Annotated in this window: 10 protein-coding genes, 1 tRNA gene and 2 pseudogenes; 8 read left to right on the top strand and 5 right to left on the bottom strand. The window is 68.0% G+C overall.

Going from position 1 to position 10,743, the window contains the following annotated elements:
• Positions 1 to 35 precede the first annotated feature (35 nt).
• From GGQ59_RS04485 to GGQ59_RS15360, 5 genes and pseudogenes are all read left to right on the top strand, one after another.
• On the top strand, positions 36 to 1,235 hold the full coding sequence (locus GGQ59_RS04485; RefSeq protein WP_183816184.1) for a dipeptidase: 1,200 nt from the start codon (positions 36 to 38) through the stop codon (positions 1,233 to 1,235).
• Positions 1,236 to 1,238: 3 nt separating this feature from the next.
• A complete protein-coding gene (locus tag GGQ59_RS04480) occupies positions 1,239 to 2,597 on the top strand; it encodes a Na+/H+ antiporter NhaC family protein (protein ID WP_183816182.1) in 1,359 nt (452 codons plus the stop codon).
• Between the two features lie 257 nt (positions 2,598 to 2,854).
• Positions 2,855 to 3,151: pseudogene (locus tag GGQ59_RS04475) on the top strand (PAS domain-containing protein); the annotation flags it as partial.
• Positions 3,132 to 3,874, top strand: a pseudogene (locus GGQ59_RS14750) (PAS domain-containing protein); the annotation flags it as partial. The pseudogenes GGQ59_RS04475 and GGQ59_RS14750, both read left to right, overlap by 20 nt.
• Before the next feature lie 97 nt (positions 3,875 to 3,971).
• A complete protein-coding gene (locus GGQ59_RS15360; RefSeq protein WP_343074249.1) occupies positions 3,972 to 5,579 on the top strand; it encodes a response regulator in 1,608 nt (535 codons plus the stop codon).
• Here GGQ59_RS15360 and GGQ59_RS04460 read toward each other — a convergent pair.
• A tRNA-Gly gene (locus GGQ59_RS04460) sits at positions 5,568 to 5,641 on the bottom strand. The two genes, GGQ59_RS15360 and GGQ59_RS04460, sit on opposite strands and share 12 nt — an antisense overlap.
• 53 nt (positions 5,642 to 5,694) lie before the next feature.
• On the opposite strand from GGQ59_RS04460, the gene GGQ59_RS04455 reads away from it, so the two are divergent.
• Positions 5,695 to 6,348 carry a DUF938 domain-containing protein gene (locus tag GGQ59_RS04455; RefSeq protein WP_183816178.1) on the top strand — a complete coding sequence of 218 codons (654 nt, stop codon included), beginning with the start codon at positions 5,695 to 5,697 and terminating at the stop codon, positions 6,346 to 6,348.
• Here GGQ59_RS04455 and rsmD read toward each other — a convergent pair.
• Together rsmD and GGQ59_RS04445 are read right to left on the bottom strand one after the other, a co-directional pair.
• On the bottom strand, positions 6,345 to 6,908 hold the full coding sequence (rsmD, locus tag GGQ59_RS04450; RefSeq protein ID WP_183816176.1) for a 16S rRNA (guanine(966)-N(2))-methyltransferase RsmD: 564 nt from the start codon (positions 6,906 to 6,908) through the stop codon (positions 6,345 to 6,347). The genes GGQ59_RS04455 and rsmD overlap by 4 nt on opposite strands.
• On the bottom strand, positions 6,905 to 7,681 hold the full coding sequence (locus GGQ59_RS04445; RefSeq protein ID WP_183816174.1) for a pseudouridine synthase: 777 nt from the start codon (positions 7,679 to 7,681) through the stop codon (positions 6,905 to 6,907). The genes rsmD and GGQ59_RS04445 overlap by 4 nt, the downstream gene beginning before the upstream one ends.
• A gap of 146 nt (positions 7,682 to 7,827) precedes the next feature.
• Between GGQ59_RS04445 and GGQ59_RS04440 the strand changes: the two genes are divergently transcribed.
• Positions 7,828 to 8,484: a YiaD family glycine zipper/OmpA-like lipoprotein gene (locus tag GGQ59_RS04440; protein ID WP_183816172.1), complete on the top strand. Its 657-nt coding sequence runs from the start codon at positions 7,828 to 7,830 to the stop codon at positions 8,482 to 8,484.
• Between the two features lie 86 nt (positions 8,485 to 8,570).
• Here GGQ59_RS04440 and GGQ59_RS04435 read toward each other — a convergent pair whose 3' ends face one another.
• On the bottom strand, positions 8,571 to 9,062 hold the full coding sequence (locus GGQ59_RS04435; protein ID WP_183816170.1) for a peptide-methionine (S)-S-oxide reductase: 492 nt from the start codon (positions 9,060 to 9,062) through the stop codon (positions 8,571 to 8,573).
• 45 nt (positions 9,063 to 9,107) lie between these two features.
• Here GGQ59_RS04435 and GGQ59_RS04430 point away from each other — a divergent pair, with 45 nt between their 5' ends.
• Complete coding sequence (locus tag GGQ59_RS04430; RefSeq protein ID WP_183816168.1) at positions 9,108 to 9,341, top strand: hypothetical protein; 234 nt, start codon at positions 9,108 to 9,110, stop codon at positions 9,339 to 9,341.
• Between the two features lie 10 nt (positions 9,342 to 9,351).
• Here GGQ59_RS04430 and ntrX read toward each other — a convergent pair whose 3' ends face one another.
• On the bottom strand, positions 9,352 to 10,743 hold the full coding sequence (gene ntrX, locus GGQ59_RS04425; protein WP_183816737.1) for a nitrogen assimilation response regulator NtrX: 1,392 nt from the start codon (positions 10,741 to 10,743) through the stop codon (positions 9,352 to 9,354).

Raw genomic sequence — 10,743 nt, 5'->3', positions numbered from 1 at the left:
GGTTATGCCTCGGTCCGGAACGAGGGAGTTCGAGAATGGAACGTGCGGTACGGTTGGGCCTCCTCGCAGCGGTGACGGCGCTCGGTGCCTGCGCGAGCCCGCAAGGCGCCGGAACGCGGAGCGCCCGGGCGGTGCACGACGAAGCGCTGGTCCTCGACAGCCACCTCGACACGCCCGCCGCCCTCGTCCGCCCCGGCTTCGACGTCACGGCGCGTCACGAGGCGGGCCGCGACGACAGCCAGGTCGACCTGCCCCGCATGAAGGAAGGCGGCCTCGATGGCGGCTTCTTCGTCATCTACACGCCGCAAGGACCACTGACCGAAGAAGGCTACGCCGAGGCGGCGGCGACGGCCGAAGAGCGCGCCTCCGCGATCGAGCGCATGGTGCGCGAGCACCCTTCGGACTTCGCCCTGGCGACGACGTCTGAGGGCGCGCGGCAGGCCGAGGCCGAAGGCAGGCGGGTCGTGCTGATGAGCATCGAGAACAGCTATCCGCTCGGCGAGAGCGTCTTCGGCCTCGAAGGCTTCCACCGCCGCGGCGTACGGATGGTCGGGCCCGTCCACTTCCGCGACAACCAGTTCGCGGGCAGCGCGACGGGCGAAAGCGGCAAGGGACTCACGCCCCTCGGCTTCGAACTCGTGGCGGAGGCGAACCGGCTCGGCATGATCGTCGATGCGAGCCATGCGAGCGACGCCGCCTTCGACGACATGCTGGAGGCGTCGAGAACACCGATCATCCTGTCGCATTCGGGCGCAAGAGCGATCTACGATCATCCGCGCAACATCGACGACGACAGGCTGCGCAAGCTTGCAGCGGCGGGCGGCTTGATCCAGGTCAACGCCTATGGCGGCTACCTCGCCGACCTGCCGGAGACGCCGGAACGCGACGCGGCGCTCGAAGCGTTGGGCGAAGGTCCCGGAGCGACCATCGAAGACGAGGCCACCCGCGCGCGGCGGCGCGCCGAGATCGACGCCGCCTATCCGCGTCCCTATGCCAGCTTCGAGGACTTCACGGCGCAGCTCCTCCACATCCTGGCCGTCGTCGGGCCGGACCACGTCGGCATCGGCGCGGATTGGGACGGGGGCGGCGGGGTCGACGAGATGCGCGACGTGAGCGACCTGCCGATGATCACCGAACGGCTGCTCGAAGAAGGCTATACGCCCGAAGAGATCGAGAAGATCTGGGGCGGCAACCTTCTGCGCCTTCTCGATGCGGCCGCAGCGGCGGCCGACTGACGCGTGGACACGCTTTCGACGCTGATCCCGCCCCTCGCCGCGATCGCCTTCGCGATCGTCCTCCGCAACGTCTACGGCGCGCTTCTTCTCGCCCTGTTCCTGTCCGAAGCCTTCGTCGCGGGCGGTCCTGTCGGCGGCCTGACCGCCAGCTTCGACCGCGTCGTCGAAGTCTTCGGCAGCGCCTACAACACGCAGATCCTGCTCTTCTGCCTGCTGATCGGCGCGGTGATCGCGCTCGCCCGTGACTCGGGCGGCGTCGCAGCGACAGCGCGCGCGCTGCTCGGCCGAGGCATCGTCCGCACGCCTCGCCGCGCCGAACTGATGGTCGCGGCGACGGGCACGGCGCTCTTCGTCGAGACGAACGTCAGTCTTCTCGGCTCCGGCGTCCTCGGCCGGCCGCTCTACGACGCGCACGGCCTGTCGCGCGAACGCCTCGCCTACATCATCGATTCCACGAGCGCGCCGGTCAGCGTCCTCGTCCCCTTCAACGGTTGGGGCGCCTACGCCATGGGTCTCGTCGCGGCCCAAGGCCTCGCGCAGCCCTTCGGCGTCGTGCTCGGCGCGGTGCCGCTCAACTTCTACGCCTTGCTCACCGTGGGGCTCGTCTACGTCACGGCCCTGACGGGCCGCGTCTTCGGGCCGATGCGGGCGGCCGACGCGCGAACGGAGGCCGTCGCGGCGCCAGGCGGCGCGGCGCCGACGCGGCCGCGCTACATGTGGGTGCCGCTCGGCGTCCTCGTAGGCGGTGCCCTCCTCTTCATGACGCTGACCGGCGGCGGTTCGATCGTGAACGGCGACGGGGCGCGCTCGATCCTCTGGGCGGTCAGCCTCGCGGCCCTGCTCGGCGCGCTTCTGGTCAGGCGGGACCGGGTCATGGATGGCCAGGCCGTGGGGCGCGCGGTCTTCGGCGGGATCGGCGAGATGGTGCCGCTCGTCACCGTCCTGCTCCTCGCGCTCGCGCTCGGCGCTTCCTTGAACGCCCTCGGCACGGGCGAAATGGTGGCGCGCCTCGCGGCAGGGTCCTTGCCGCCCTTCCTCGCGCCGGCCGTTCTCTTCGTCGCGGCGGGCGTCGCGAGCTTCTCTACGGGCACGAGTTGGGGGACTTACGGCCTGCTGATACCGATCGCCATGCCGCTGGCCGCGGCGCTGGGCGTGCCGCCGACCCTCGCCCTTGCGGCAGTTCTGGGCGGCGGGGTCTTCGGCGACCACTGCTCGCCCCTGTCGGACACGACGCTGATCGCGAGCGTCGCGTCGGGCACGGAGCACCTCTCGCACGTGACGACCCAACTGCCCTACGCGCTCGCCACCGGCGCTGCCGCTCTCGCCGCCTACCTAATCAGCGGGCTCGTCGTCTCGTTGTAAATCTAGAGCAAACAAACCGGACGAAGTCGGCCCCCATCACGGTTCGTGATACGAATTCTCAAAACGCGCCGTGAATCCGCTTCAGGTCTGAAGGCTGTATTAGGTCTGTACTCGCTACGCGGCAATATCGGGGAAGTATTGGGGCGGACATGTCAGTCAAACAGAGCGTCTACGAGCGCGTGACGCGGTCGGTCACGAGCTACGCTATCCGCATGCTCGATCCGGTCGGGATCGTTCAGACCTAAAACACTGGTGCCGAGAGGATCAAGGGCTATACGACCGATCAGATCATCGGTCAGCACTTCGCCTGCTTTTATCCCCATAAGGGGCAGGTCGCGCACGATCCGCAAAAGGCGTTGGAGACCGCACTGAGAGAGGGTGAGTACTCCACGCAAGGATGGCGCATCCGCGCGGACGGCCGCCTGTTCTGGGCCTCGGTCTCGATCACGCCCGTCTATGGCGACGAGGACGAGCTTATCGGGTTCACGAAGATCAACGCGCGACTGCACCGCGGACAGAGAAGCCAACGAGCAGCTGGCGCGCTCCGAGCGTAGCTTCCGCCTACTGGTGCAAGGCGTGACCGACTACGCGATCTACACGCTCGACAAGGACGGCCGCGTTGCGAGTTGGAACCCGGGCGCGGAGCGGGCCAAGGGCTACACCGCGGACGACATCACCGGACGCCACTTCTCATGCTTCTACCCGTCGGAGAGCCAGGCGGCTGGCGACCCGGCCCAGGCGTTGGAGATGGCACTTCGCACAGGAACGTTCGAGGCCGAGGGTTGGCGGGTCCGCAAGGACGGAACCCGCTTCTGGGTCATGGTGGTCATCGACCCCGTCTACGACGGGGACGGCGAGTTGATGGGCTTCGCGAAGATCACCAAGGACTGCACGGAACGCAACGAGACTGCGAGGGAAGCGCAAGAGACCGCGGACGGCTTTCGCCTCCTCGTCGAGGGTGTCACCGACTACGCGATCTACATGCTCGATCCCCAGGGGCACGGGCAGAACTGGAACGCCGGCGCGGAGCGGGCGAAAGGCTACAAGGCCTCCGAGATCGTGGGCCACCACTTCTCCCGCTTCTCAGCGAGAAGGACCGCGAGGCAGGCTTGCCGGACAAAGCCCTTTCCGAGGCGCGTGAGAAGGGCAAGTTCGAGGCGCAAGGCTGGCGCTACCGAAAAGACGGCACGCGCTTTTGGGCGAGCGTGGTCATCGATCCGATCTATCACGAGGGTACGCTGATCGGTTTCGCCAAGATCGCGCGGAAGTTCACCGAGTAGAAGGCGAGCCAGGAGAAGGTCGAAGGTCTCCTCGAAGAGCAGCGCGAGACCTCCCGCGAGCTCGAGGCGGCGCTGGAGACCGCGCGCCGCGAGCGTGGCGAAGTCGGCTTTCCTCGCCAACATGTCTCACGATATCCGTACACCTATGAACGGCATCCTGGGCATGTCCGAAATCCTGTTGAACGCGGAGCTCGGGCAACGCGAACCGATGTTCGCAGAGACGATCCACCAGTCGGGCAACGCGCTTCTCACCGTGATCAACGACGTGCTCGACTTTTCCAAGATCGAAGCCGGCAAGGTCGAACTCGACCCTGTCCCGTTCGACCTGCGCGGCGCCGTCGAGGACGTTGCGACCCTGCTGGCGACCGCCGCGCACGAGAAGGGCATCGAGATCGCGGTACGCTGCGCGCCGGAAGTGCCGCTGCTCGTCGAGGGCGATGCGGGGCGCCTGCGCCAGATCGTCACGATCCTCACCGGCAATTCGGTCAAGTTCACGCCGTCGGGCCACGTCCTGATCGAAGTGAAACTCTCCGCCGAAGGCCGTAACCACATCAGCGTCGCCGATACCGGCATTGGGATTCCCAAGGGCAAGCTCGGGCTGATCTTCGACGATTTCAGCCAGGCCGAAAAGACGACGACCCGCCACTATGGCGGCACGGGCCTCGGCCTTGCCATCACGCAGCGTCTGGTCGACCTGATGGGCGGCGAGATTGGTGTGACGTCGCAGTTTGGCGAGGGCTCGACCTTCTGGATCGAACTGCCCTTCAGTCTCGCGGATGCGAGAACGCTTCCCGCCACGCAGGAACGTCCGTTGGCGGAAGGCCTTGTGCTCCTCGTCGACGATGTCGCGGTGAACCTCAACATCCTCGAGGAGCAATGCCGCGGCTGGGGCCTTCGTTGTCGGAGAGTTGACGGGGGCCGACAGGCGGTCAGGATGCTCGAGCGGGCGGCAGCGGATGGAACGCCTTACGATGCGGTCTTGCTGGACTATCACATGCCGGACATGGACGGACTCGCCGTCGCGCAACATGCCGCACGGTCGAAGCTGCTGGATCCTGCTCGGATCGTCGTTCTGTCTTCGGTCGACAACGACAACTCGGTCGCCGCTTTCAGAGCGCCCGGCGCGTCGGACTACCTGGTCAAGCCGGTTCGGGCAAAGCAGCTCTACAACTGCCTCGCGGCGATCTCCGCTGCCGAGCCGGAGGCCGAAGGCGCTTCGCCCCCAAGCCTGCAGGCTACCGAAACGCCCGCGGCATCGACGCCCGAGCCTGCCGCCGTGAACGATCACCGCCTGCGCATATTCGTGGCGGAGGACAACGCGGTGAACCGCCTCGTCTTGCAAAACCTCCTCGACGGCGATCAGTATGCGGCCTCCTTCGCAGAGGACGGTGCGGCGGCCTACGATGCCTACCGAGAGGAAGAGTTCGACGTGGTGCTGATGGACCTCTCCATGCCCAAGATGGATGGGATCGAGGCGACGAAGTACATTCGTGCCCATGAGTCGAAGAAGAACGCGCCCCGAACGCCCATCCTTTGCCTCACGGCCCATGCTATGACCGGTCAGCGCGACCGATGCCTGGAGGCCGGCATGGACGACTACCTATACAAACCAAACCGCTCCGACGCCTTCCACGCGATGATCGGAAAGTGGACGCAAGGCGGCGTAACGCACTGTTGCGACGCGGCGAGTTGGAGCGGGTAGCGAGAATCGAACTCGCGCGTTCAGCTTGGGAAGCTGACAGGCTACCATTACATCATACCCGCTAGCCCGGTCGCGTTGTGTGCGCTGAGGCTCGAGCGCTGTCAATGAGGTGCTGGTGTCCGAAGGAAGACGTCCGCTCGCCCTGGAAGAGCGGGAGCGCGAGGAGAGGCGGTTGTTCAGCCCGTCCGCCGCGCGGAACCGCGCGGCCATCGTCGACGCCTTCGGCTCGCTCATGCCGACGGGAGGCGTCGTCCTAGAAGTCGCGTCGGGAACGGGTGAGCATGGGGCCGCTCTTTGTTCGGCCTATCCTTCTCTCCGCTGGCTGCCGTCCGAACCCGACGAAGGCTCCCGCGCGAGCGTCGCGGCGTGGGCCGAGAGCGTTCCTGACGGCTGCATGGCGGCGCCATCGGATCTCGACGTCACCGTCCCTGGCTGGTGGCGAGACGTGTCCGAGGTGCCCGACGGCGTCTTCTGCGCCAACATGATCCACATCGCGCTCTTCTCGGCCTGCGAGGGGCTGTTCCGGGGCACGGCGGCGCTGCTTCGGCCCGGCGGGCGGTTGATGCTCTACGGGCCGTTCTCGCGGCGCGGCGTCATGGCCGAGAGCAACCGGCGCTTCGACGCCTCGCTCAAGGCGCGCGATCCGGGTTGGGGCGTCCGCGACCTCGACGACGCGCTGCAGCCGCTCGGCGCGTCGCTGGGCCTGCACCTCGCCGAGATATGCGAGATGCCGGCGAACAACCTCTCGGTCGTGTTCGAGAAGGGCTAGCGCCCGTAGCGCAGGAAACGGACGAGGGTGTCGCCGAAGCCGCGCTCGTCCTCCTGGACGAAGCCGGCCGTTTCGGGGGCGGCATCGTTTCGCCCCTGCTCCGCCACGATCAGCGCGCCCTCGCCTAGCCACCCCCCTGCCGAGAGGCCTGCGAGCGTCGGCGCCACGAGATCCTGCCCATAGGGCGGGTCCAGGAACGCCAAGGAGAAAGGCCCCCCCATGCCGGCAGGCTTCGCGCCGAGCTGCGTGGCCGAGCGGCGGTGGAGGCGGGTGACGCCGTTGAGGCTCAGCGCCTCGCAGTTCTCGCGGATCGCGCCCCTCGCCGCGGCGGCGGTCTCGACGAAGAGGCAGAAGGCGGCGCCCCGGCTGATCGCCTCGATGCCGAGGGCACCCGACCCAGCGAAGAGGTCGAGGACGCGCGCGCCTTCGAGCATCTCGTCCTCGCGATGCGCGAGGATGTTGAAGAGCGCTTCCCGCGTCCGGTCGGTCGTCGGCCGCGTGCCCATGCCCTTCGGCGCGCGCAGGGGTCTGCCGCCGAGGCTGCCGCCGGTCACCCTCACTTCCGGCCTATCCCGAGTTCGGCCGACAGCTTCGCGCCGAGCTGCTCCTTGAGCTGCTTCGTCGGGACCTCCTCGACCGCGCCGGTCTGCAGGCCGCCGAGCTGGAAGGGGCCGTAGGCAGTGCGGATCAGGCGGTTCACGTGAAGGCCGAGGTGCCGCAGGATCGCTCTGACCTCGCGGTTCTTTCCCTCCGTGATCGAGAGGGTGATCCAGACGTTGCCGCCCTGGATCTGGTCGAGCTTGGCCGCGACGGGGCCGTAGCGGACGCCGTCGATCTCGACGCCTGCCGAGAGCCGATCGAGCTCGTTCTGCGTCACCTGACCGTAAGCCCTCGCCCGGTAGCGGCGACGCCAGCCGTTCGACGGCAGTTCGAGCGCCCGGGAGAGCCCCCCATCATTGGTCAGGAGAAGGAGACCTTCGGTCGTGAGGTCGAGCCTTCCCACCGACAGGACGCGGCCCAGCGCCGGCGGCAGCGCCTCGAAGACGGTCCGGCGGCCCTGGGGGTCCTTGTGCGTCGTCACGAGGCCGTCGGGCTTGTGATAGCGCCAAAGCCGGACCGGCGGGCGGCCGCCCACCCGCTCGCCGTCGAAGCGAATGTCCTGCCCCTCGGTGACGAGGGTCGCGGGTGTCGTGACCGTCTGGCCATCGACCGTGACGCGGCGCTGCTCGATCAAGCGCTCCGCCTCTCGGCGGGACGCCACGCCCGCGCGGGCGAGGACCTTGGCGATCCGTTCGCCTTCGCGCGCCCCGCCGTCTTTTTCTTGTCCGTTCATTCCTCCGCGCTACGGTCCCGGCGGGCACGCGGCAAGCCCGCCTGTAGTTAAGGGGCCAAACGCACGGCCCCCGTGCTACAGACGGGCAGGAGCCGCGTCAGGGCGGCGAAGCATCGGCCCCCGAGGGCGGGGCGAAGGAGCGGAGAATGAAGAAGCTGATGATCGGGGTCGCTGCCATGGCCGCGCCCCTCGCGATGACGGCAGCCTGCACGACCACCGACCCCTACACCGGGGAACAACGGGTCAACAAAGCCTCGCGCGGGGCCGCGATCGGCGCCGTGGTCGGCACGGTCGGCGGCATCGTCGGCAGCGACAAGACGAGCGACGCGGTGCTTGCCGGGGCCGCGGGCGCGGCCATCGGTGCGGGCGTCGGCGCTTACATGGATCGCCAGGAGCAGGAGCTGCGCAACGAGCTCGCCTCGACCGGCGTCCGCGTTCAGCGCAACGGCGACAACATCCGCCTGATCATGCCGGGCAACATCACCTTCCCAACGGGGCAGTCCTCGGTGAAGCCGGAGTTCTACGCGACCTTGAACTCGGTCGCGACCGTACTCGAGAAGTACAACAAGACCAACGTGCTGGTCGAAGGCCACACGGATGACGTGGGCTCCGATCAGTCGAACCTGAACCTGTCGATCGCGCGGGCGGAGGCCGTGGGCAACTACCTGGCGAGCCGGGGCGTCGCGGTGCCGCGGATCAACGCGCTCGGCTACGGCGAAACGCAGCCGATCGCGGCGAACACGAACGAGACGGGCCGCGCCCAGAACCGCCGTGTCGAGATCCAGCTGACGCCTACAGGCTGACGCCGCGAGGCTAATGTCGGCCGCCCGCCTCTCGCTGCGCGGGCGGCCGCGAAAGGCTCGCACCGGAAGCGGCGGAGGCGATTTCGCTAGCCTAGGACGCGAACGCCGTAGCGCCGCCGCATCTTCGCGAGCTTCGGATCGATGTAGGTCCGGCAGAACGGCGCGTCGGGTCGGCGCTCGTAGTAGCGTTGATACCGGTCGCCGGACGGGCGGAACGCGGTCAGCGGAAGCACCCGAGTCACCACTGCCGATCGCATCTCCATTTGAGCCTGCGCGAGGGCGGCCTCGGCGAGGCGCTCGGTCCCCTCGTCCGGTGCGTAGACCGCACTACGGTACTTGCCCCGCATGCTGTGGTCCGATCCGCTGGAATGGGTGCGAAGATGGACGTCGATCAGGACCGCGAGGGGGATCGCGCCAGGAGAGAAGGTGACGCGTACCGCCTCGGAGAAGTCGTCATCGGGGGCGACGCTGGCGATCCACCCCTGCTCCACGCGGCCGACGCCGCGCAGATGTGAAAACACCGCCTCGGTGCACCAATGGCAGCCGCCCCCGAATCCGATCACCAATTCTTCGTTCATCACTGTGAGATAGGGGTCGAGGTGGCGCCGCGGAACGAGGACGGCATGCAGCGATCGACACGGCGCTTCGCCCTCGTCTCCATCTGCGTCGCTGCGGTTCTCGGTGCGGGCGCTCTGGTCGTCCTCGACGGGTTCGAGCAGCCGAGCGCCGCCGCTACGCCGCCTCAGCGCGCAGAGCCAAAGGCCGAGGCGCCGAAGCCAAAGGCCCCGCCCGACATGCCGCCCATGGCAGAGCCGACCGATCTACCCGAGGCGCCGATCAACCCGGTGCCATACTAGCCGCCGAGCCTCAGGCATCGGCGCGTTCGGCCCTGTAGCCGGTCTGCACGCCCAGCGCCTTGAGCTTCCGGTGAAGCGCGGAGCGCTCCATGCCAATGAAGGCGGCGGTGCGGGAGATGTTGCCGCCGAACCGGGAAATCTGCGCCATCAGGTACTCCCGCTCGAAACGCTCGCGCGCCTCGCGCAGCGGCAGGCTGATGACCTGCTCCATTCCCTCGCCCGTCGGCAGGCTCGGTCCGCTGCCCAGGACCTCTTCGGGAAGCTGGGCGAGGCTGATCGGCCCCTCGCCGCGTCCCGCCATGATGAGGGTGCGTTCGAGGACGTTGCGGAGCTGACGCACGTTGCCAGGCCATTCATAGGTCTGAAGCGCCGCCTGCGCGTCCTCCGTCAGGCTGCGCCGCCCGAGGCCGCTGCCCCCCGGAAGCGACTTCAAGAAGTGATCGGTGAGGGCAGGGATGTCGTCGCGCCGGTTGGACAGCGGCGGCGTCGTGATCTTCACGACCGCGAGCCGGTGGTAGAGGTCCTTGCGGAACCGGCCTTCTTCCGATCCGGAGAGAAGGTCGTCCGAGGTCGTGGAGATGATCCGGACGTCGACGCTGACGGGCTGGGCGCCGCCGACGCGGCGGAAGCGCTGGTCCACCAGGACCCGCAGGATCTTGCTCTGCGTCTCCATCGGCATGTCGCCGACCTCGTCGAAGAGGAGGGTGCCGCCATGGGCCTGCTCCATCAAGCCGATCGTACGCGGATGGCCGTCCTCGCCCTCGATGCCGAAGAGGGCCTCCTCCATCCGCGTAGGCTCGATCGAGGCGGCGGAGACGACGACGAAGGGCCGATCCGCCCTGTGCGATTGGGCGTGAAGGGCGCGCGCGACCGTCTCCTTGCCGGAACCGACCGGCCCGTCGATCAGCACGCGGCTGCGGGAGTCCGCGACGCGGTCGATGACGCCGCGCAGTTGTACCATGGCGCTCGAATTGCCGACGAGCGCAAGGTCCGCCGACCGCATGCGGAGCGTCGTGTTCTCGCGCCGCAGCTGCGCCGTCTCGAGGGCGCGTTCCGCCGTCAGGAGCAACTTGTCGGCGGACAGCGGCTTCTCGATGAAGTCGTAGGCGCCCTTGCGGATGGCGGCGATCGCCGTCTCGACGTTGCCGTGCCCAGAGATGATGATGACCGGCAGGTCGGGGTGGAGCGTCTTCAGCTCGGTCAGGATCTCGAGCCCGTCGAGGCGCGAGCCCTGTAGCCAGATGTCCAGGACAACAAGGCTCGGCAGGCGCTCGCGCACGGCGGCCATGACCTGGTCGGAATCGCGTGCGGTGCGAGGCTGGTAGCCTTCGTCTTCCAAGATGCCGGCGATCAGCTCCCGGATGTCCTGCTCGTCATCGACAACGAGCACGTCGACGGCCAT

The sequence above is a fragment of the Parvularcula dongshanensis genome, assembly GCF_014199615.1.
Lineage (GTDB): Bacteria > Pseudomonadota > Alphaproteobacteria > Caulobacterales > Parvularculaceae > Parvularcula > Parvularcula dongshanensis.
Note: the sequence above shows the minus strand (reverse complement) of the source record. Positions and strands in the feature narration are given on the sequence as shown.